This is a genomic window from Streptomyces sp. MJM8645 (assembly GCF_001625365.1).
GTDB lineage: Bacteria > Actinomycetota > Actinomycetes > Streptomycetales > Streptomycetaceae > Kitasatospora.
Map to the genome: position 1 here is coordinate 4,242,922 of NZ_LJJF01000001.1, position 21,064 is coordinate 4,263,985.

A 21,064-nucleotide genomic window follows, 5' to 3' on the forward strand; every position below is an offset into this window, starting at 1 on the left:
ATGATGTGAGCGCTGTAGAGGTTTCGCTTGAACATGTTCAACTCCAATCTGTGGGAGGCTCGTCACATGATCAGTCCCGTGCAGACCACCATCCGGCGCGGCGGAGCGCAGGACGCCGCGGCCGTCGCCGACCTGCACGCCCGCAGCTGGAGCACCGCCTACCGCGGGATCGTCCCCGCGGAGGCACTCGGCGACGGACTGCCCGTCCAGCGGCGCGAGCTGTGGGAGCTGCGGCTGACCGTCGACTACGGCGATCCGGCCGCCGAGCCGGAACTGCTGATCGCCGACCAGGCCGGGGAGACGGTCGGGTTCATCTACCTCGTCCCGCAGCCGGACGGCCGGGTACTGGTCGACAATCTGCACGTCCGCCCCGGCCGGACCGGCGGCGGCATCGGCCGCGCACTGTTCGCCGCGGCCCGCGCCCACGTCGTCGAGCGGCACCCCGGGGCCGAGCTGTACCTGGAGGTGCTGCGCGACAACATCCGCGCGATCGCCTTCTACGAGCGCGAGGGCGGTGTGCGGACGCGGGTACAGGAGGGCGTGTTCCCGGGCGGGTACGTGCTGCCCGAGTACGTGTACAGCTGGCCCGCCGAGAGCCTCGCGGCGCAGGCGGTGCCTACGCAGGCGGTGCAGGCTCAGCCGACGTCGTAGACCGTCACCGGCACCCCTCGGTGCCGGCGCCGGAACGCGGCCTCGGGCTCGGGCCAGCGTCTGGACAGCGCGAGCACGAAGCCCTTGCCCCAGCCGCCGAGGTCGTTGCAGACGTGCGCGATCACCTTCACGCCCTTGCCCTGCGGCGCGGTGGCATCGCCTCGGACATAGGTGATTTCCGCCATGCCCCGAACGCTAGACCGAGGTACTGACAGTCCGCTCGGCACTTTCCGCCGGGGCCCCGGCGGCGTGCAGGTGCCGTCGCCCGGTCAGGGCGATCAGCAGGGCGAGCGCGGCGGCGCAGGCCGGCAGGGCGTAGCCGGTGCCGGGGGCGGCGTGCTCGGCGACCGCGCCGGCGAGCGCCGCGCCGCCCGAGATGCCGACCACGATGCCGGACACCGCGATTGCCATCCCCTCGTTGAACTGCTGCCCCGGCAGCAGTTCCTGGACCAGCGTCATCCCGGTCACCATGGTCGGCGCGGTGGCCGTGCCGGCCGCGAACAGCGCGACCCCGAGCAGGCCGAGTCCGGCCCCGCCGAGTCCGGCGGCGAGCGGCAGCAGCAGCCCCCCGGTCATCGCCGCGGCCCCGGACAGGAAGCGCACTCCGGGTGACCGACGCGGCGTCAGCAGCCCGAACACCAGCCCGGCCAGGCAGGATCCGCCCGCGACCAGGGCCAGCAGCGCGCCCGCCGCCGCCTTGTGCCCGAGCGCGTCGGCGTACGCCACGGTGGTGATCTCGGTCGAGCCGAAGACGACGCCGGTGGCGAGGAAGGCGAGCAGCAGCACCCGCAGCCCGGGCACCCGCAGCGGCGAGCCGTGGCGGTCGCCCTCCGCGCGGGCGGGCAACGGTGGTTCGGTGCGCCGCTGGGCCGCGAACAGCAGGGCGCCGGTGGTGCCGAGCGCCCCGGCGGCGAGCAGCCCGGCCTCCGGGGCGACCGCCGTGCAGAGCGTCATCGCGAGGACGGGCCCGGCCATGAAGCAGAGCTCGTCCAGGGCCTGTTCGAGGGAGTTGGCCAGGTGCCGGGCGGCCGGGTCGGCCCGGTACAGGTGTGCCCAGCGGGCCCGGGCCATGCCGCCGAGGTTGGGCGCGGCCGCGCAGGCCGCCCAGCAGGCGTAGAGCGTCCAGTCGGGTGCGCCGAGCCGGAGGCAGAGCAGCAGGGCGGCGAGCGGGGCGGCGTTGTAGAGCGCGGCCGGTACGGTCACCCGCGCCTGCCCGTACCGGTCCACCAGCCGCCCGAGCAGCGGCATCCCGATCGCGCCGGTGATCAGCCCGACGGCCGAGACGGTGCCGGCCAGCGCGTACGAGCCGCGCCGTTCGGCGAGCAGCACGACCAGCGAGACGCCGTTCATCGACAGCGCGAGCCGGCCGAGCAGCCCGGCGAGGGTGAAGGCGGCGGCGCCGGGGGCCGCGAACAGCCGCCGGTAGGAGGTGAGGAGGGCGCGCGAGGGCATCAGGCTCCTGGGGAGAGTGAGGGGGGCGCCCATCAGCCTCCCGTCGGTGCCGGGCGGCGGTCCAACACCTGTTCCGCCGCATTCACAGCAGGCTGTTGTTAATCTGCCGCCCATGCCCCGTGACCTGCACCCCCGTCTGCTCCGCGGCTTCGTCGCGGCCGCCGAGAGCCTGCACTTCGGCCGGGCCGCCGGGCGGCTGCACGTCGCCCAGCAGGCGCTCAGCCGGGACATCCGGACCTTGGAAGGGCTGCTCGGCGACGCGCTGTTCACCCGCACCACCCGCAGCGTCGAACTCACCCCGGCCGGGCTGCGGTTGCTGCCCCGGGCGCGCCGGCTCCTCGCCCTGCACGACGAGATCCTGGCGGGCGCCGCGGCCCGGCCGCTGCTGGTGGACCTCAACAGCGACGTGACCGGCCCGGACCTCACCGCCGACCGGGTGCTCGAACGCGCCCGCGCCGCCTGGCCGGAGGGCGAACTGCTGGCCCGCTTCCACGGCGGCCTCGCCGCGGCCGCCGCCGAACTGCTGGCCCACCGGCTGGACGTGTCCTTCGGCCGGTTCGCCGGACTGCCCGCCCCGCTGCGCGGCCAACTCACCCAGCGGCCGGTCCGGTTGGATCAGATCTCGGTGATGATGGCGGACACCCACCCGCTGGCCGGCCGTCCGGTGCTGCGCGTCGCCGAGCTGACCGGGCACCCCGTCGACGTCTGCGCCGGCAACCCGGCCACCACCGAGTGGGCCGACCTCGGCGTCCGCCTGCTGCGCGAGCACGGCCTGACGCCGGCCGCGCCGTACGTGCCGCCGGTGGGTTTGGACGAGACGGCCCGTTACCTGGCCCGGCACGGCGATCCGATGCTGACCACCGTCGGCGGGCCGAGGATTCCGGGGGCGGTGACCGTGCCGCTGGTGGAGCCGGTGCCGCTGAGCCTGGTCAGCCTGGTGCACCGGCCCGGTGAGCGCCACCCGGGGCTGGCTGCACTGGGCGCCGCGGCCGCCGGGCTCGGTGCGGCCGAGGGCTGGCTGCGGCGGCCGGCGGGCAGCTGGCTGCCGGCGGCGGACGCGGCGCTGCTCGGGTGACCGGGCCAAGTGCCGCGGCCGGGTGAGGGCCGGGTGACGGGGGCCGCCGGGACGCGACACCGCCCCTGCCGTCGGGGGTCGGCAGGGGCGGCGGGTGGGCGGACCGGGCCGCGCGGCGGGTCCGGTGGCCCGGGTGGCAGTCGTGGACGGCCGGGTCAGGCCGCCTTGACGGCGGAGATGTCGAAGCTGAGCTTGACCTTCTCGCTGATCAGCACGCCGCCGGTCTCCAGGGCCGCGTTGTAGGTCAGGCCGAACTCGGTGCGGTCGAGGACGGTGCTGCCCTCGAAGCCGACCCGCTCGGCGCCGTAGGCGTCGGTGGCGCTGCCGGTGTACTCCAGGTCCAGGACCACCGGGCGGGTGGTGTCCTTGATGGTCAGCTCGCCGCTCATCCGGTACGTGTCGCCGCGCAGCCGCTCGGCCGAGGTGCTGCGGAAGCGGATCTCCGGGTAGGTGTCGGCGGCGAAGAAGTCGCCGGTGCGCAGGTGCTCGTCGCGCTGGGCCTGGTTGGTGTCGATGCTGGCGACCTTGATCACCAGGTCGGCGGAGGAGTTGCCCGGGGTGCTGCCGTCCAGGTGCAGCTTGCCGTCGTACTCGGTGAAGCGGCCCTTGACGTTCGTCACCATGGCGTGGCGCACCGAGAAGGCGACCTCGCTGTGCGTGGTGTCGATGGTCCAGTCGCCGGTCAGGTGGGCGAGGTCCGGGCCGGTCGGGGTCTCGGCGACGGCGACGGCGGTGGGGGTGGCGGTCTTGGTGCGGTTGAACAGGCCCATGGCTCCTCCTCGGGTCCGAAGCCATTTGTTTAGGCTTCAACTTGTTGGCTCCAGCGTAGGCCGCTTTCGTTCAAATTTCAACCACAGCCGTCGGCGTTTCGCGAAAGACTTGGCGGAGCGGCACTGTCGGACCGCCCGGTTAGGCTGCGAAGGACGGTTCCGCCGACCGGAAGGCCTCCCGCATGTTCGTCCTGCACGCGCTCTGGCGGGCGGGCGGACGGCTGGCCCTGTGGGCCGAGGACGCCCGCGCCCACCCGGGCACCGTGGAACCCCGCCCCGACCGGGCGGCCCCGCGCGCCCACCCCTACGCCTGCCCGGCCGGCGAACTCGCCGCCGTCCTCGGCGGCATCGGGCCCGGCCTCGGCTGGCTCGCCGGCCAGGCCCCCGAGCGCTGGGCCACCCTGCTGCTGCCCACCGCCGGCGCCCTGCCCGCGCCCTCGCCCGACCTGCCGGTCACCCCGGTCCGGGGCGCGGCCGTCCTGGCGCCCTGGCGCGTCCCCGCGCTGCTCTTCGACACCGGGGCGGCCGCCCAACTGCTCGGCGAGGTCTTCGACCCGCACTGGGCCGTCACCAGCACCGATCTGCCCGGCACCGGGCGCGTCGAGGTCGTCCAGGGCCCCTCGCTGCGCTGGCTGACCGGCGTGCACGACCTCGCCTGGCGAACGGTCGGCCGGGGCCGGGTGCTGCCGCTGCCCGTCCTGGCGGACGGCTGCCCGCAGGCCCGCTGGCGGCCCGACCCCACCCCGGCGGGCCGCCGGGAGGCCGCCGCACTGGCGGACGGCTGCCCGCCCGTCCTGCTGGGGGAGTGGCCGGCGGCCGGCGCCGGCACCGGCGAGGCCCTGCTGGACGCCGCGCTGGGCGCACTGGTGGACGCCGAGGCCCGGGCCGCCCTGGCCGGCACGCCCCCGCTGGGCCCGGGCGACACCCGGACCGGCGACGCCCGAACCGGTGGCGCTCCAGCCGACGCCACGACGGCCGCCGCGGTGGGGACCGCCGCCGAACGCTGGCTGCACGCCCTGACCACCCCGGACGGCGGCCTCACGGACGTCCGGTCCGAGGGCTTCGCCGAACTGCGCCGCCGACTCGCCGCCTGGTACGCCGCCGCCGAGCCCACCGCGCCCGCGCTCCGGCTCTGCTTCCGCCTGCTGGAGCCGCTCGGGCCCGACCCGGACGACCCCGAGGGCCGGCCCTCCGACGACGCCTGGCAGCTGGAGTTCCTGCTCCAGGCCGTCGACGAGCCCTCCCTGCTGGTCCGCGCCGCCGACCTGCACGAAGGCGGCGCCGCCCACGCCGCGCTGGCCCGCAAGGCGCCGGACCCGGCCGACGTCCTGGTCACCGAGCTGGCCCGCGCCGCCCACCGCTGGCCGGCCCTGGACGGCCTGCGGCACCGCTCCCGCCCGGCCGCCCTGCCGCTCGACCGGGCCGGCGCGCTGGACTTCCTGCGCACCGCCGCGCCCGCCCTCGCCGAGGGCGGCTTCGGCGTGCTGCTGCCCGCCTGGTGGCGCCGCCGGCCCAGGCTCGGGCTCGCCCTGCGGGCCACCACCCCGCCCGCGCCGGGCACGCTCGCCGTCGCCTCCCAGGTGGACCGGGACGCCGTGGTCGCCTTCCGCTGGCAGGCCGCGCTCGGCCCGGAGGGGGCGCCACTCACCGAGCAGGAACTGGCCGAACTCGCCGCCGCCAAGCAGGGGTTGGTCCGGGTGCGCGGCACCTGGCTGGAGGCCGACCCGGAGCAGATCGCCGCCGCGCTCGCCTTCCTCGCCGACCGGCGCGACGGCGTGCTGGCCACCGCCGACCTGCTGCGGCTGGCCCTCGACCCGGAGGCGACCGTCGCCGGGCTGCCCGTCACCGCCGTCCGCGCGGACGGCCCGCTCGGCGACCTGCTGGCCGGGCGCGCCGCTCCGGCCCCCGCCCCCGCGCTGCCGCCCGACTTCCGGGCCACCCTGCGCCCCTACCAGGAGCGCGGCCTGGCCTGGCTGCGGGCGATGGCCGGGCTCGGCCTCGGGGCCGTGCTGGCCGACGACATGGGCCTCGGCAAGACCGTCCAGACGCTCGCCCTGCTGGCCGCCGAGCAGGCCGAGGGCGCGGCCGGCCCCACCCTGCTGGTCTGCCCGATGTCCCTGGTCGGCAACTGGCAGCGCGAGGCCGAGCGCTTCGCCCCCGCCCTGCGGCGCCACGTCCACCACGGCTCCGGCCGCCTCGGCGCCGACCAACTCGCCGACGCCGTACGGGGCGTGGACCTCGTCATCACCACCTACGGGCTGGTCCAGCGCGACCTCGCCGCGCTGCGGGCGATCCGCTGGCGCCGGGTGGTCGCCGACGAGGCGCAGTACGTCAAGAACGCCGGTACCGCCCAGTCCCGGGCCGTCCGCGCGCTGCCCGTCACCCGCCACCGGATCGCCCTGACCGGCACCCCGGTGGAGAACCGGCTCGCCGAACTGCACGCCGTCCTGGACTTCGCCAACCCCGGGCTGCTCGGCCCGGCCGAGCGTTTCAAGGAGCGCTACGCGATCCCGGTCGAACTGCACCGCAGCCCCGAGCGCACCGCCGAACTCCAGCGCCGTACCGCCCCGTTCGTGCTGCGCCGGCTCAAGTCCGACCCGGCGGTGGCCGCCGAGCTGCCGGCCAAGCAGGAGATGACCGTCTGGTGCAGCCTCACCGCCGAGCAGGCGGGCCTCTACCAGGCCGTGGTGGCCGACCTGCTGCAGCGGGTCGAGGGGATCCGGGGTGTGGAGCGGCGCGGCACCGTGCTGGCCGCGATCGGCAAGCTCAAGCAGGTGTGCAACCATCCGGCCCAACTGCTGCACGACGGCTCGGCGTTGGGCGAGCGCTCGGGCAAGGTGGCCCGGCTGGCGGAGCTGCTGGAGGAGGCGCTGGCCGAGGGCGACCGGACGCTGGTCTTCACCCAGTACGCCGAGTTCGGCACGATGCTCCGCCCGTACCTGGCCCGCCGGCTCGGCGAGGAGGTGCTCTACCTGCACGGCGGCGTCCCCCGGGCCCGCCGTGAGGAGATGGTCGAGCGCTTCCAGTCCCCGGACGGGCCAAGGGTGTTCCTGCTCTCGCTGCGGGCCGGCGGCACCGGCCTCAACCTGACCGCCGCCAACCAGGTGATCCACCTGGACCGTTGGTGGAACCCGGCGGTCGAGGAGCAGGCCACGGACCGCGCGTTCCGGATCGGCCAGCGCCGGGACGTCCAGGTCCGCCGACTGGTCTGCGTCGGCACCGTCGAGGAGCGGATCGACGAACTCCTCGCCGCCAAGCGCTCGTTGGCCGCAGCGGTGGTGGGGGAGGGGGAGCGCTGGCTCACCGACCTGCCGGTCGAGGCGCTGCGTGAACTGGTCGCGCTCACCCGTGAGGACGCCGTCGCCGAGGAGGACGCATGACACCCGGCCACCCTGCCCCCGTCCCGCCGGGAAACGCCCCGGCCGGGGACGCCCAACCCGGTAACGCCCCCGCCGCGAACGCCCCCGCCGTGAACGTCGCCGCCTACTGGGGCGGCGGCTTCACCCTGCGCCCGGCCCCGCCCGGGCCCGAGGAGGAGCCCGACGAGCCCTCGCTGCGCCGCCTCGGCCGCTCCGGCGTCACCGTGCGCGGCCGCGACCTCGCCACCCTGCTCGCCCCCGCGTACGAGGCGTTCCGCGGCTGACGAGGCCTCGGCCCGCCGCCGCCCGTGCGGTAGCGTCGGAGCGGTGACCGACACCCTCGCCGACCCCGCCCTCGACGACTTCGAGCGGCACCGCCGGATGATCTTCGGTATCGCCTACCGGATGCTCGGCAGCGTCGCCGACGCCGAGGACCTGGTCCAGGACACCTGGCTGCGCTGGAGCGGGGTCACCGGCCCGGTCGCCAACCCGGGCGGCTACCTGGCCCGGACGGTCACCAACCTCGCGCTCAACCGGCTCGACTCGGCCGCCGTCCGCCGCGAGGCCTACGTCGGCCCCTGGCTGCCCGAGCCGCTGGTCGCCGAGCCGGACGCGACCGCCGACGTCGAGCGCGCCGAGACGGTCTCGTTCGCCCTGCTGGTGGTGCTGGAGAGCCTGTCCCCGCTGGAGCGGGCCGTCTTCGTCCTCAAGGAGGCCTTCGGCTTCTCCTACCGGGAGATCGCCGAGGCGCTGGAGCGCACCGAGGCCGCCTGCCGGCAGGTCGGCAGCCGGGCCAAGGCGCATGTCCGGGCCCGTCGGCTGCGCTACGACGCCCCGCCGGAGCTGCGCCGCCGCGCCACCGACGAGTTCCTCGCGGCCTGCGTCGGCGGCGACCTCAACCGGATGCTGGACCTGCTCGCCCCCGACGTCACCTCCTGGACCGACGGTGGCGGCGTGGTCCGCGCCGCGCTGCGCCCGGTCACCGGCGCCGACAACGTCGCCCGCTTCCTGCTCGGGGTGCTCGGCCAGCTGGGCGAGGGCGTCGAGCTCCGGCCGGTCCTGGTCAACGGCCAGCCCGGGCTGCTGGTCACCCAGGACGGCGCGATCGACGCCGTCTCGGTGTTCGACTTCGTCGAGGGGCCCGACGGACGGCCCCGGATCGCCGAGCTGCGCATCGTCCGCAACCCGTCGAAGCTCGCCCACCTCGCCGGCCGGGCTTGACCCTCGACCTGGTCGAGCCCGCAGAGTCACCGGCATGGAGAGCGAGCTGCACAGCATCGGCGAGCTGGCCCGCGCCAGCGGCCTGGGCGTCGGCACCCTGCGCTACTACGACGGCGCCGAGGTGCTCACCCCCGCCTGGGTCGACCCGCAGACGGGCTACCGCTGGTACCGGCCCGGGCAACTCGCCGACGCCCGGCTGCTGGCCCGGCTGCGCCGGGTCGGCCTGCCGCTGGCCGGCATCCGCGCCGTGCTCGGCGCGGCGCCCGGCTCCGGCACGGCCGCGCGGGTGCTCGACGCGCACCTGCGCCGGCTGGAGGAGGGCCTCGCCGACGCCCGCCGCGAGCTCTCCCTGATCCGCGTGATGACCGACCAGAGGGAGCAGCCGATGACCACCACCCCAGCCGAAGTCCGCTTCACCGTTTTGGCCGAGGAGCTGGCCGCCGCACTGGACGCGGTCCGCTTCGCCGTCGGCGGCGACCCCGGAACGCCGGCGCTCGCCGGGGTGCTGTTCGAACCGGACGGCCCGGTGCTGCGCCTGGTCGCCACCGACCGCTACCGGATGGCGCTCGCCGAGGTGCCCGCCACCACGGCGCCCGACCGGCCGGACGGCGGCACGATCGTCCCCACCGCCCTGGTCGACGCCCTGCGTGCGCTGCTCGGCGCGGGCGCGGGCGCGGCCGACGCCGAGGCCGAGGTCGCGCTGACCCTCGGCGGCGGCCTGGTCCGGGCCGAGACCGGCGGCCACCGGATCGAGGGCGCCGCCCTGGACTTCGACTACCCCGACCACCGGGTGCTGACCCGGCTCGAACCGGAGCACCGGATCGACCTGTCCGCCGCCGAACTGCGCGGCGCCGTCGAGACCGGGGCCACCCGCACCCTGCCCTCCGGCCCGAACGGCGCGGACTGCGCGGTCACCGTCCTCACCCTCACGGCGGACGGCCGCCTGGCGGTGGCCGGTGCCGAGCCTGGCCCCGGATCCACGTCCGGAGACCTGAGGGTGGCGGTCAACCGCGACTTCCTGCTGGACGCCCTGCGGGTCGGCCGCCCCGAGCAGCTGGTGCTCGAACTCGGCGGCCCGATCGCCCCCTTGGCGATTCGCACGCCGGGCCGGGAGGGTACCTTCTCGCTCCTGATGCCGGTCCGCGTCCCCGACCTCGGCTGAGCCCGCCCGCCGTTTGCTGTGGTTAGCATCCTGCTTGCATCTGCAAGCAGGATGTTGCAGTCTGCGGGTATGGCCTCACTGAACGTCGGCTCGCTGGGCGAGTACATCCGCGAGCAGCGCCGGAACGCGCAGTACTCACTGCGCCAGCTGGCGGAGGCCGCAGGCGTGTCGAACCCGTACCTCAGCCAGATCGAGCGCGGGTTGCGCAAGCCGAGCGCGGAGATCCTGCAGCAGATCGCGAAGGCGCTGCGGATCTCGGCGGAGACGCTGTACGTCCAGGCCGGGATCCTGGAGGAGCGGCGCGGTGAGGGCCTGGAGCTGCGGGCCTCGATCCTGGCCGATCCGCTGATCAACGAGCAGCAGAAGCAGGCGTTGCTCGCGGTCTACGACGCCTTCCTGAAGGAGAACGCCGTTCAGCGGGGCGCGGTGGCCGAGCGGCCGCCCGCGGCCGGTACCGACACCGGCGTTCCACCAGCCTCCGGCCCGACGACCGACGGCTCAGCCACCCAGAACACCCACCGGGAGGACCGGTAAGCATGCCGATCACCGACGAGATCAAGAAGACCCTCAGCGACCCGACCCCGCTGTACGCCATCGCCGGCGCCGGGGATCTCGCGTACGAGAAGCTGCGCGAGGTGCCGGGCCGGGTGGAGGCGCTCACCGCGGACCGCAAGGGCGCGCAGGAGAAGGCCACCGCCCGGTTCCAGGAGGCGCAGACGAAGCTGGCCGAGGCGCAGGCCAAGGTCACCGAGACCGTCACGACGCTCCCCGTCGACCTGCGGACCTTGCAGGAGCGGGCACAGGGCTTCGCCCTCCAGCAGGTCGGCCGCGCGGTCGAGCTGGCGGTGAAGGCCAAGGAGACGTACGACGAGCTGGCCGAGCGCGGCAAGGTCGTGGTGGACCGGGCCCGCCCGGGCGCGCCCGCCGGGCCGGGGCAGCCGGCCGAGGAATCGGAGCTCGCCAGGGCATCCGAGCCGGTCGAGGCCGAGCTGGTCGAGGACGACATCGACACCCTGGCCACCGACCCCCTGGCCGCCGACACCTCAGCCGCCGACACCCCGGCCACCGACACCTCGGCCGCCGACACCCGGCCCGCCCCGAAGAGGGCCGCCCGCGCCCGGAAGACCACCGACCGCGCGGAGTGAGGGAAGGGCCGCCGGACGGGGCACATCCGGTGACCGCAGGACGTTGACAGGAGAGCGGACGGTCGACCGTGCCAGGATGGGCGGTGGCCGGAGCGCCGGAGGCGAGAGACAGAGGAGAGCGTGATGGGCGGAGTGGCCCAGATTCTGGACTTGGCCTATCTGAACCCGATCTGGTGGCTGTCCGTCGCCATCCTGGGCTTCAAGCTGTTCGCCCTGGGCGACGCGGTCACCCGCCGTGAGGACGCCTACCGGGCGGCGGACAAGAAGACCAAGCCGTTCTGGCTGGCGATCCTGGCGATCGCCTTCGGCTGGGACCTGCTGTTCGGGGTGAACTTCTTCACCGGCATCGGGACGCTCGCCGGGCTGGTCGCGTCGATCGTCTACATGGTGGACGTGCGCCCGGCGATCCGGGAGCTGACCGGTGGTGGCGGCCGTGGCGGCCGCAGCAACACCGGTCCGTACGGCCCCTGGTAGGCCGCGCGATCGGACGGCGATCGGGCAACGATCAGGCAACGGCGAGGCCCGGGCGGGGAGTTCACCCGCCCGGGCCTCGCCGTACCCGGCTCCAGTCGGCTCCGGCCGGCTCAGCCGAGGATCAGCTGCATCGGGTTGCGTTCCAGCAGCAGCACCGCGACGTCGTCCGTCAGCGCGCCGCCGTTCAGCTCCTCGACCTCGGCGATGGCGCTGTCGACGAGCCGGCCCCGGGTGAGCCCGGCGGACTGGTGGTCGCCGATGAGGTCGGCCAGCCCGTCCTGGCCGAGGCGGCGGGAGCCGGCCCCGACCCGGCCCTCGATCAGCCCGTCGGTGTAGAGCAACAACCGCCAGCCGGGCTGGAGTTCGAGCTGCTGGGCGGGCCACGCGGCCTGCCCGTCGTGGCACGGCAGCAGGCCGAGCGCCGGACCGGCGAGGTCGGCGGGCAGGGTGACCGGCTGGTGGTCGCGGCCGAGCAGCAGCGGCGCCGGGTGCCCGGCGAGGTAGAGCCGGGCAGGCTCGCCGGCGCCGAGCGAGTCGAGGCCGCCGCTGGCGCCGCCCGGCTCGATGACGAGCATGCAGAGCGTCGCGAAGATCTCGTCGCTGCGCCGCTCGTGTTCCAGCACGTGCTGGAGGGTGGTCAGCAGGGCCTCGCCGGTGAGGCCCGCGAAGACGAGGGTGCGCCACGCTATCCGGAGGGCGACGCCGAGCGCGGCCTCGTCCGGGCCGTGGCCGCAGACGTCGCCGATCACGACGTGGACGGTGCCGTCGTCGGTGCGGACGGCGTCGTAGAAGTCGCCGCCGAGCAGGGCGCGGCGGCGGCCCGGGCGGTAGCGCCGGGTGAAGGAGAGGCCCGCGCCGTCGAGCAGCGGGGTGGGCAGCAGGTGGCGTTGGAGGCGGGCGTTCTCCTGGCCGCGCAGTTCGGCCTCGACGAGGCGGCGCTGCGACTCGTCGGCGCGCTTGCGCTCGACGGCGTAGCGCAGGGCGCGGCCCAGCAGCGGGCCGTCCGTCGCGTGCTTGATCAGGAAGTCCTGGGCGCCCGCGGCGACGGCGGCCGCGCCCAGTTCGGCGCCGGCCGCGTCGGTGAGCACCACGACCGCGGTGTGCGGGGCGCGGCGGAGCAGTTCGTGCAGGCCTTCGAGGCCGTCGGAGTCGTCGGACGGGTGCGGCAGGTCGGCGGGTGCGGCGAGGTCGAGCAGCACGCAGCTGAAATCGCTGCCGCGGGAGCGCCCGCGCCGACTGCCGGACGGGGACACGGCGAGCAGTTCGGTGGCCTGTTCCAGCCCGCGGGCCCAGTGGATCTCGATCGAGGTGCCGCTGTCGGCGACCGCCGCTTTGATCAGCTGGGCGTCGGAGGCGTCGTCCTCGATCACCAGCAGTTTGAGCGGCGCGGTGCTGCTGGCGGCTGCGGTCGCGGCGGCGGGGGCCGAGGTGCGTCCGCTCTGGGGTCGGGGGTGCGGTATCGGGGGAGCGGCCGTCACCGGGCCGGCCGGCGTCGGGCCGGTCAGGGACGGGCGGTTGCGGGCATGGTCAACGGGGGCGCCGGCCTGGGCGCCCGACAGGCTCGTGGCACCAGGTGCCCGCCCGTCTCCCGTTGCGGGCATCGGTGGTTCCTCCCTTTCCCCGAGTGCGTAACGGTCAGCGCCCGTCCGCAGTGCCCGCCTGGCACCGTGCGCCGGGGAACTTCTCGCGACCATAACGTGATCTCCGGGGATTTCTCTGGCCGACCGGCGTCGTTGTGGTTTTTGCCACGCCGGTGGCGGTGCGGTGATCTGACTCGGACGACGGCTGGGATCCCCGTGTGGCGGGGAAGGAAAGGGGACGGGCGATGGTGACGCGGATCACCCTGGTCGAGGGTGATGTCGGGGGCCGCAGGTGGACGCCGTGGCGCCGGGCGGCGACGGCGTACGGGCGGGTCGTCCGGCGGCGTCCATGGTGACGTGATGGGGCGTCAACACGCCAGTGGTATTCGATAACTCGTTCGAGTGAATGCGGCGAGTCGCTCACCCGCACCGGCCCCGGTCCGTGCCGGGCCGGCGACCCCGGCCGTGCGAACCGCTACGGCGCGAGCGCGCTCCACGGCACCGTGACCTCGCCCTGCCGCCACCGCCCGCGCGCGTCCACCAGCGGCCAGTCGCCCGCCAGCGCCGTGCAGGCCGCCACCCAGCGCTGCCGCGCCCCGAACGCCCCGTACGGCGCGGCCGCCGCCCAGGCCCGGTCGAAGTCGGCCAGGAAGGCGTGCACCGGCCGGCCCGGCACGTTGTGGTGGATCAGTGCCTTCGGCAGTCGTTCGGCGAGGTCGGAGGGCTGGCCGAGGCCGCCCAGCCGGGCCGCGAAGGTCACCGTCCGGGGCCCTTCCGGGCCGAGCGCGACCCAGACGTGCCGCCGCCCGATCTCGTCGCAGGTGCCCTCCACCAGCAGCCCGTCCGGGGCCAGTCGGGCGCAGAGCCGCTCCCAGACCCCGGCCACCGCCGACTCGTCGTACTGCCGCAGCACGTTGGCGGCCCGGATCAGCTGGGCCGGCGCGCCGCCGTCCAGCGGGACCTCGAAGCCGCCGCGCCGGAAGGTGAGCAACGGCGGTTCGGCGTACGGCAGCGCGGCCGCGACCCGCTCCGGCTCGATCTCGATCCCGACCACCCGGACGTCCGGGCGCACCGTGCGCAGCCGCCCGGCCAGTTCGACGGCCGTCCACGGCGCGGCGCCGTAGCCGAGGTCGACCGCCACCGGCGGGCGCCCGCCGGCGCGCAGCGTGCGGCCGAGGGTGTGGGCGATCCAGCGGTCCATCCGCCGCAGCCGATTGGTGTTGGTGGTGCCCCGGGTGACCGTCCCCACCGGCCGTCCGGTCCGCCCACGGGCGGGTGCGGTCGCGGAGTCGAAGGAGGCAGCCATGCCTGGAAGGGTAGTCGGGCCCGCGTCGGCACCGCTGTGACCTGGGACGTCACCCCGTCCGGCATCTCGTCCGCCGGAGCGGGAATGCCGGACGCGGGCCGGGTGGTTGGCTGTCTGGTGGTGATGTGTGCCCGGGACGGGGCAGCGCACACCGGACAGCGGGCGGCCCGTGCGCGGGCCGCCGAGACGGGCCGCACAGAGGAGGCTTCAGCCAGGTGATCCAGCACCCCGTCCGTTCGGTACGCCGTGCCCAGCCCGCCGCGCCCGCGCGGGGCCGGCTCCAGTCGCTCGTCCCGGGCCGCCGCCGCCCGCGCCGGATAGCGATGCTGAGTGTCCACACCTCGCCGCTGCACCAGCCCGGCACGGGGGACGCCGGCGGGATGAACGTCTACATCGTCGAGCTGGCCAAGCGCCTGGCCGCGCTCAACATCGAGGTCGAGGTGTTCACCCGGGCGATCTGCTCGGACGACGCCCCCACCGTCGAGCTGGCCCCCGGCGTGCTGGTCCGGCACGTCACCGCCGGCCCGTACGAGGGCCTGCTGAAGGAGGACCTGCCCGCCCAGCTGTGCGCCTTCACCCACGGGGTGCTGCGGACGGAGGCGGGCCACCGCCCCGGCCACTACGACCTGGTGCACTCGCACTACTGGCTCTCCGGGCAGGTCGGCTGGCTGGCCGCGCAGCGCTGGGGGGTGCCGCTGGTGCACACCATGCACACCATGGCGAAGGTCAAGAACGCCGCGCTGGCCGAGGGGGACACGCCCGAGCCCGCGGCCCGGGTGATCGGCGAGACCCAGGTGGTCGAGGCGGCCGACCGGCTGATCGCCAACACCACCGAGGAGGCCGCCGAGCTGGCGCTGCACTACGCCGCCCGGCCGGACCAGCTGGCCGTCGTCCACCCCGGCGTCAACCTGGACGTCTTCCGCCCCGGCGGGGCGTCGGAGCGGGCCGCCGCCCGGGCCCGGCTGGGCCTGCCGCAGGACGCGGCGGTGCTGCTCTTCGCGGGCCGGATCCAGCCGCTGAAGGCTCCGGACGTGCTGCTGCGGGCGGTCGCCGAGCTGCTGGCGCGCCGCCCGGGGCTGCGCGAGCACCTGCTGGTGCCGGTGGTCGGCGGTCCGTCCGGCACCGGACTGGCCCGGCCGGAGAGCCTGCATAAGCTCGCCGCCCAACTGGGCATCAGCGACGTGGTGCGGTTCCACCCGCCGGTCGGCCAGGCCGAGCTCGCGCAGTGGTACCGCGCGGCGACGGCGCTGGTGATGCCCTCGTACAGCGAGTCCTTCGGGCTGGTCGCGCTGGAGGCGCAGGCCTGCGGCACCCCGGTGGTGGCGGCCTCGGTCGGCGGCCTGCCGGTCGCGGTGCGGGACGGCGAGACGGGCACGCTGGTGCACGGCCACGACCCGGTGGCCTGGGCGCACGCGCTGGAGCCGTACGTCACCGACCGGGCTCTGGTCGCCCGGCGCGGCGCGGCGGCGGCCCGGCACGCGGCCGGCTTCGGCTGGGACACCGCCGCGGCCGGCACCGCCGAGGTGTACGCCGGCAGCCTGGCCCGCCCGGCCGGCCGCTTGGCCGCCGCCCGGCGGCGGCTGGCCTGACCGGGGCCTGATGCGGCCGGACCACGAGTCGGCTGCGGCCCGACCACGGCGGCCGGGGGCCCGCACCGCTGGTGCGCGCCCCCGGTACCGCCGAGTAACGTCACCCCCATGGCAACCCGCACCAAGGACGAGGCCCTGACCCTCCTGCGCACCGCCCTGGACGACGCCGGAGCGGCCTGGGAGCCCGCCGCCACCGACCCGTACACGCTGGTGGTGACGCTCCCGGGCACCCGCAAGCTGAGCATCGCCTGCGCGCTGCGGGTCGGCGACCACACCCTGTCGGTGAACGCCTTCGTGATCCGCCGACCGGACGAGAACCACGAGGCCGTCTACCGCTGGCTGCTGGAGCGCAACACCCGGCTGTACGGCGTCGCGTACGCGATCGACCCGCTCGGCGACGTCTACCTGGCCGGCCGCCTGCCCCTGGAGGCGCTCACCCCGGACGCCGTGGACCGGCTGCTCGGGACGGTGCTGGAGAACGCCGACGAGCCGTTCAACACCCTGCTGGAGCTGGGCTTCGCCTCGGCGATCCGGCGCGAGTGGGAGTGGCGGACCAAGCGCGGGGAGTCCACCCGCAACCTGGCCGCCTTCGCCCACCTGGCCGCCCCGGCGGCCGACTGACCCGGCAGCGGGGTGGGCGCCTTCAGATGCCCGCCGGAGCCTTCTCCTCGGGAGCGGGCACCGTCTCCTCCGTCACCGTCACCTCGGTCACCGCGACCTCGGTCACTGCGGCCTCCGGCACCGCGACCTCCGTCACCGCCCCGGCGCGGCCCGCCGTCGCGTCCGTGCGCCGCCCGAGCACCACGTGCCCGGCCGCCGCGACCGTGCCGCAGACCCCGCACACGACCCAGAGCACCGCGGAGCCGGCGTACTGCAGCAGCAGACCGCCGATCGCCGGGCCGAGGAACGAGGCGAGCGACCAGGAGAGCGAGTAGACGCCCTGGTAGCGGCCGCGCGCGTGGGTCGGCGCCAGTTCGGCGACCAGGCCCATGATGGTCGGCGCGTTCAGGACCTCGCCGACCGTCCAGACCGCCACCGAGAGGGCGAACAGCCACGCGGACGACCCGGCCAGCGCCGCCAGCCCGAAGCCCCAGCCCGTGATCAGGCAGCTGGCTATCAGCATGGCGGTCCGGGAGCGGGTCTCCATCCACCGGGTGAGCGGGATCTGGAGCACCACGATCAGCAGCCCGTTCAGGCCGATGACCAGCCCGTACTCGGTGGAGCTGATGCCCGCGGCGCCCATGTCGACGGCCAGGGTGGTGCTGCCCTGCTGGAGGATCAGGGCGAGCAGCAGGTTGAGCCCGACGACGGCCATGAACCGCCCGTCCCGGAACACCGCGCCGAGGCCGACCGCCGGCTCGTCCGCCCCCTTCCCGTGCTGGGGTGAGTCCTGCGGCTTGGTCTCGGGGATCCGGATGAAGATCACCACCGCGCACACCAGCGTGGAGAGCGCGTCGAGCAGGAAGAGCGTGAGGTAGCCGTGGGTGGCGATCAGGCCGGCCACGGCGGCGGAGAGGCCGAAGCCGATGTTGATCGCCCAGTAGTTCAGCGAGTACGCGCGGACCCGGTCCTCGGCCGGGACGAGGTCGGCGATGATCGCCGAGGTCGCGGGCCGGGTGGCGTTGTTGCAGAGGCCGACCAGGAAGGCCACCGTGGCGATCGCCACCTGGCCGTCCGTGAAGCCGAGGACGGCGGTGAACAGCGCGGTGCCGAGCTGGGCGGCGACCAGGGTCGGGCGTCGGCCGATCCGGTCGGTCAGCACGCCGGCGCCGATCGCGGCGACCGCCGAGCCGAGGCCGTAGAGGGAGGCCACCAGGCCCGCGTAGGAGGCCGAGTACCCCCGGTTGGTGGTCAGGTAGAGCGCGAGGAAGGTGAGCACGAAAGCGCCCAGCTTGTTCACCAGCGTGCTCACCCAGAGCCACCAGAATTCCCGTGGTAGCCCGCCCACCGTCTCCTGTATCAGCCTTCGGATCCGGGGGTTGGTGAACAGGGCGACGGGCATGTGGGGGGCTCCCGGGGCAGGCGTCCGCCGAGCGGCACGGGCAGGTCCGGTCAGCCGACGTATGTAAGTGTCAGATAGGCGGTGCACACATTACACATCTGCCGTAGGTCCGGACCAGCGCTTTTCCTGCCTCCACTAAGCTGGGGGCCATGGCTGACACGACGTACCGACTCATCCTGCTCCGCCACGGCGAGAGCCAGTGGAACCAGAAGAACCTGTTCACCGGTTGGGTCGACGTCGACCTCAACGAGAAGGGCGAGAAGGAGGCCGCGCGCGGTGGCGAGCTCCTGGCCGCCGAGGGCCTGTTCCCGGACGTGCTGCACACCTCGCTGCTCCGCCGTGCGATCCGCACCTCGCAGATCGCCCTGGACAAGGCCGACCGCCACTGGATCCCGGTCAGCCGCAGCTGGCGCCTGAACGAGCGACACTACGGTGCGCTCCAGGGCAAGGACAAGGCCCAGACCCTGGCCGAGTTCGGCGAGGAGCAGTTCCAGCTGTGGCGTCGCTCGTACGACACCCCGCCGCCGGTGCTGGCCGATGACGCCGAGTACTCGCAGGCCGGTGACGCCCGCTACGCGGACATCCCGAGCGAGCTGCGTCCGCGCACCGAGTGCCTGAAGGACGTCGTCGACCGGATGCTCCCGTACTGGTACGACGCCATCGTCCCGGACCTCGCCGCCGGCAAGACCGTCCTGGTCACCGCCCACGGAAACAGCCTGCGCGCGCTGGTCAAGCACCTCGACGGCATCTCCGACGAGGCCATTGCGGGCCTGAACATCCCGACCGGCATCCCGCTCGTGTACGAGCTCGACGCCGACTTCAAGCCCGTCACCAAGGGCGGCCGCTACCTCGACGCCGACGCCGCCGCCGCGGCCATCGAGGCGGTCAAGAACCAGGGCAAGAAGTAAGCCACTTGCCGACACGGCCCCGCCTCCCGGTTCGCCGGGGGCGGGGCCTTCGTCGTTCAACCGGCCTGTGCGGACGCCGAGTTGAGGTCGGATTCGGCGGTCGGATCCGGGCTCGTCCCAATAGTGGTTCAGACCATTGACGGGTGGCGGAGTCCGCTCCTACGGTGAGGGCGCCGGACTGCCGCAGGCATGCCAAGGATCTCCCCGTCCCGGCCGCCGCACCCCCACGCGCGCGCGTCTGCGTCCCGGCGCACTCTCCATCCACCCCCACGGAGGAGCATCATGCGCACACGTCACATCGTCGGGGCGGTGGTCGCCGCGCTCGCGGTGCCGCTCACCCTCGCCGTCCCGGCGCAGTCCCACGGGTACATCTCGACGCCGCCCAGCAGGGCCGCGCTCTGCGGAGCGGGCGGGGTGTCGTGGGACTGCGGCGACATCCAGTGGGAGCCGCAGAGCGTCGAGGGCCCCAAGGGCTTCCCGAACGCCGGGCCCGCCGACGGCACCATCTGCGCCGGCGGCAACTCCCGCTTCGCCGAGCTGGACGACCCGCACGGCGGCGCCTGGCCGACCACCGCGGTGACGGCGGGGCAGCAGCTCACCTTCACCTGGACGTTCACCGCCCGGCACGCGACCACCGACTTCCGGTACTACCTGACCAAGCCGGGCTATGACGCGAGCCAGCCCGTCACCCGGGACAGCCTGGACCTGACGCCCTTCCTGATCGCCCCGTACGGCGGGAAGCAGGTGCCCAGCACGCTCAGCCACACCGCGACCGTCCCGAGCGGGCGCACCGGCCACCAGGTCGTGGTCGCGGTCTGGACGATCGCCGACACCGGGAACGCCTTCTACTCCTGCACCGACGTCCAGTTCTGACGCCCGGGGCGGCACGGCGGACGCCGTGCCGCGGACGCGCGGCACCAGGACGCGCAACGAGGTGCACGGCCGACGGAAGGCCGTGCACCTCGGGAACTCCTCGGCGGCGGACCGCTCAGTGGCCGCCGCAGCAGCCGCCGTCCGCGCCGCCGCACTGGCAGGGCGCGCCGGACTGGCAGCCGCAGCCGCAGCCGGGGCCACAGCCGCAGCCGGCCGCGAGGACGGGCAGGAGCTTCGGGGTGGGCGGCTCGACGGTTTCGTGGGCGCGTGCCGGTCGGGTGGGGTTGGCCTTCATCGAGCTGTTCCCTCCTAGTGACGGGCACAGTCCTGTGCCCCCAACGTCGAGTGAAGCCGCCGATCGGAGGGAGCGTCAACGGGCGCGCAGTGGTGGGATGTACGGGTCGTCGTGCGCCCCCACCACCCCTGTCGCAGGTTTACTCACCCTGTGGGGGGAGCGGCCGCCCCTTGAAGCCCCGAGCCCCGAGCCCCGAGCCCCGAGATGCTGAGCCCCGAGCCCCGAGGCGGCCGCACCGCACCCGCACGAGGTCACTCCGCCGCCGCGGCCTCCGAGGAGGCCACGAACTCGGCCACGTGCTCGCCCGTCACCAGGTACACCACGCGCTTGGCGACCGACACCGCGTGGTCCGCGAAGCGCTCGTAGTAGCGGCCGACCAGGGTGATGTCGACGGCGGTCTCGATGCCGTGGTGCCAGCGGTCGTCGATCAGGTGCGACAGCAGCTCGCGGTGCAGGGAGTCGATCGCGTCGTCGTCCTGCTCCAGCTCCAGGGCCTTGTCGACGTCCTTGGTGGCGATCACCAGGCCGGTCTTGGCCACCAGGCGCTGGGCGAGCTGGCCCATCTCCAGGACGGTGGAGTGCAGGTCGCCGGGCACGGCGGAGTCGGGGTAGCGCATCCGCGCGACCTTGGCGACGTGCCGGGCGAGGTCGCCGCAGCGCTCCAGGTCGGAGCTCATCCGCAGCGAGGTGACGACGATGCGCAGGTCGGTGGCGACCGGCTGCTGGCGGGCGAGCAGGTCGATCGCGCGGTTCTCCAGCTCGTGGTGGAGGTCGTTGATCTTCTCGTCGGCGGCGATCACGCTCTCCGCCAGCGCCAGGTCCGCGTCGAGGAGTGCGGTGGTGGCCCGGCCCAGGGCCGAGCCGACCAGTCGGGCCATCTCGACCAGGCTGTCGCCGATCGCATCGAGTTCCTCGTGGTACGCGTCGCGCATGCTCTCTCCTCAGTAGCTGTGTCGGTGGCGGTGCCGACCGGCCGGCCCGTCCGACGATCGTCTTGTCGTCCGGGTGACCGCTGCTGGTGGCGCGAATCGTACGCGCACACCTGAGACGGCGGCCGGTGGTTCGGCCCGCCGCCCACTCCCACACGGGCTGCATGGCCAACTCTGGGCCGTCCGGGCGACGATGCACGGCCGGTGTGGTGAATCAGCGGCCACGTGAAGGTGAATTCTCGGCAACGCGTGGCCGATGCCTTGATCGGGCCC

Annotated in this window: 20 protein-coding genes and 1 pseudogene; 13 read left to right on the plus strand and 8 right to left on the minus strand. The window is 74.7% G+C overall.

What is annotated here, in order from left to right; genetic code table 11:
- Window positions 1-78: 78 nt before the first annotated feature.
- On the plus strand, window positions 79-651 hold the full coding sequence (locus tag A6F73_RS18170) for an N-acetyltransferase (RefSeq protein ID WP_244293431.1): 573 nt from the start codon (window positions 79-81) through the stop codon (window positions 649-651).
- A 17-nt stretch (window positions 652-668) separates the two neighbouring features.
- On the opposite strand, the pseudogene A6F73_RS18175 reads toward A6F73_RS18170, so the two are convergent.
- Both A6F73_RS18175 and A6F73_RS18180 read right to left on the minus strand, forming a co-directional pair.
- Window positions 669-836, minus strand: a pseudogene (locus A6F73_RS18175) (Appr-1-p processing protein); the annotation flags it as partial.
- Window positions 837-846: 10 nt separating this feature from the next.
- Complete coding sequence (locus A6F73_RS18180; RefSeq protein ID WP_079135789.1) at window positions 847-2,103, minus strand: MFS transporter; 1,257 nt, start codon at window positions 2,101-2,103, stop codon at window positions 847-849.
- Window positions 2,104-2,215: 112 nt separating this feature from the next.
- Between A6F73_RS18180 and A6F73_RS18185 the strand changes: the two genes are divergently transcribed.
- Window positions 2,216-3,178, plus strand: a complete 963-nt coding sequence (locus A6F73_RS18185; protein WP_063348775.1) for a LysR family transcriptional regulator — start codon at window positions 2,216-2,218, stop codon at window positions 3,176-3,178.
- A gap of 155 nt (window positions 3,179-3,333) precedes the next feature.
- On the opposite strand, the gene A6F73_RS18190 is transcribed toward A6F73_RS18185, so the two are convergent.
- Window positions 3,334-3,948 (minus strand): YceI family protein, encoded by a 615-nt coding sequence (locus A6F73_RS18190; protein WP_063348776.1) that lies wholly within the window; start codon window positions 3,946-3,948, stop codon window positions 3,334-3,336.
- A 182-nt stretch (window positions 3,949-4,130) separates the two neighbouring features.
- On the opposite strand from A6F73_RS18190, the gene A6F73_RS44055 reads away from it, so the two are divergent.
- From A6F73_RS44055 to A6F73_RS18225, 7 genes are all read left to right on the plus strand, one after another.
- On the plus strand, window positions 4,131-7,328 hold the full coding sequence (locus A6F73_RS44055) for a DEAD/DEAH box helicase (protein WP_063348777.1): 3,198 nt from the start codon (window positions 4,131-4,133) through the stop codon (window positions 7,326-7,328).
- Window positions 7,325-7,591 (plus strand): hypothetical protein, encoded by a 267-nt coding sequence (locus tag A6F73_RS18200; RefSeq protein WP_063348778.1) that lies wholly within the window; start codon window positions 7,325-7,327, stop codon window positions 7,589-7,591. The genes A6F73_RS44055 and A6F73_RS18200 overlap by 4 nt, the downstream gene beginning before the upstream one ends.
- A gap of 43 nt (window positions 7,592-7,634) precedes the next feature.
- Window positions 7,635-8,528: an RNA polymerase sigma-70 factor gene (locus A6F73_RS18205; protein ID WP_063348779.1), complete on the plus strand. Its 894-nt coding sequence runs from the start codon at window positions 7,635-7,637 to the stop codon at window positions 8,526-8,528.
- Between the two features lie 34 nt (window positions 8,529-8,562).
- Complete coding sequence (locus tag A6F73_RS18210; protein ID WP_063348780.1) at window positions 8,563-9,690, plus strand: MerR family transcriptional regulator; 1,128 nt, start codon at window positions 8,563-8,565, stop codon at window positions 9,688-9,690.
- 69 nt (window positions 9,691-9,759) lie between these two features.
- Complete coding sequence (locus A6F73_RS18215) at window positions 9,760-10,224, plus strand: helix-turn-helix transcriptional regulator (protein WP_079135790.1); 465 nt, start codon at window positions 9,760-9,762, stop codon at window positions 10,222-10,224.
- A 2-nt stretch (window positions 10,225-10,226) separates the two neighbouring features.
- A complete protein-coding gene (locus tag A6F73_RS18220; RefSeq protein WP_063348782.1) occupies window positions 10,227-10,835 on the plus strand; it encodes a hypothetical protein in 609 nt (202 codons plus the stop codon).
- 123 nt (window positions 10,836-10,958) lie between these two features.
- Window positions 10,959-11,309, plus strand: a complete 351-nt coding sequence (locus A6F73_RS18225; RefSeq protein ID WP_063348783.1) for a DUF2516 family protein — start codon at window positions 10,959-10,961, stop codon at window positions 11,307-11,309.
- Window positions 11,310-11,419: 110 nt separating this feature from the next.
- Here the strand turns inward: A6F73_RS18225 and A6F73_RS18230 are convergent, their stop codons facing one another.
- Entirely contained in the window at window positions 11,420-12,910 is a 1,491-nt protein-coding gene (locus tag A6F73_RS18230; RefSeq protein ID WP_063348784.1) for a SpoIIE family protein phosphatase, read from the minus strand.
- Between the two features lie 454 nt (window positions 12,911-13,364).
- The gene (locus A6F73_RS18235) at window positions 13,365-14,195 is read right to left on the minus strand and encodes a hypothetical protein (protein ID WP_063348785.1); all 831 of its coding nucleotides are present in this window, start codon (window positions 14,193-14,195) and stop codon (window positions 13,365-13,367) included.
- A 215-nt stretch (window positions 14,196-14,410) separates the two neighbouring features.
- Between A6F73_RS18235 and mshA the strand changes: the two genes are divergently transcribed.
- Together mshA and A6F73_RS18245 are read left to right on the plus strand one after the other, a co-directional pair.
- Window positions 14,411-15,784: a D-inositol-3-phosphate glycosyltransferase gene (gene mshA, locus A6F73_RS18240; protein WP_063348786.1), complete on the plus strand. Its 1,374-nt coding sequence runs from the start codon at window positions 14,411-14,413 to the stop codon at window positions 15,782-15,784.
- Between the two features lie 108 nt (window positions 15,785-15,892).
- Window positions 15,893-16,405: a YbjN domain-containing protein gene (locus tag A6F73_RS18245; protein WP_063348787.1), complete on the plus strand. Its 513-nt coding sequence runs from the start codon at window positions 15,893-15,895 to the stop codon at window positions 16,403-16,405.
- Window positions 16,406-16,427: 22 nt separating this feature from the next.
- Here A6F73_RS18245 and A6F73_RS18250 read toward each other — a convergent pair whose 3' ends face one another.
- Window positions 16,428-17,786 carry an MFS transporter gene (locus A6F73_RS18250; protein WP_063348788.1) on the minus strand — a complete coding sequence of 453 codons (1,359 nt, stop codon included), beginning with the start codon at window positions 17,784-17,786 and terminating at the stop codon, window positions 16,428-16,430.
- 149 nt (window positions 17,787-17,935) lie between these two features.
- Here A6F73_RS18250 and A6F73_RS18255 point away from each other — a divergent pair, with 149 nt between their 5' ends.
- Together A6F73_RS18255 and A6F73_RS18260 are read left to right on the plus strand one after the other, a co-directional pair.
- Window positions 17,936-18,694, plus strand: a complete 759-nt coding sequence (locus tag A6F73_RS18255) for a phosphoglyceromutase (protein WP_063348789.1) — start codon at window positions 17,936-17,938, stop codon at window positions 18,692-18,694.
- Between the two features lie 282 nt (window positions 18,695-18,976).
- The gene (locus A6F73_RS18260) at window positions 18,977-19,567 is read left to right on the plus strand and encodes a lytic polysaccharide monooxygenase (RefSeq protein WP_063348790.1); all 591 of its coding nucleotides are present in this window, start codon (window positions 18,977-18,979) and stop codon (window positions 19,565-19,567) included.
- Between the two features lie 115 nt (window positions 19,568-19,682).
- Here A6F73_RS18260 and A6F73_RS18265 read toward each other — a convergent pair whose 3' ends face one another.
- Together A6F73_RS18265 and phoU are read right to left on the minus strand one after the other, a co-directional pair.
- Window positions 19,683-19,862 (minus strand): hypothetical protein, encoded by a 180-nt coding sequence (locus tag A6F73_RS18265; protein ID WP_063348791.1) that lies wholly within the window; start codon window positions 19,860-19,862, stop codon window positions 19,683-19,685.
- A 251-nt stretch (window positions 19,863-20,113) separates the two neighbouring features.
- Window positions 20,114-20,794 (minus strand): phosphate signaling complex protein PhoU, encoded by a 681-nt coding sequence (gene phoU, locus A6F73_RS18270; protein ID WP_063348792.1) that lies wholly within the window; start codon window positions 20,792-20,794, stop codon window positions 20,114-20,116.
- Between the last annotated feature and the right edge of the window lie 270 nt (window positions 20,795-21,064).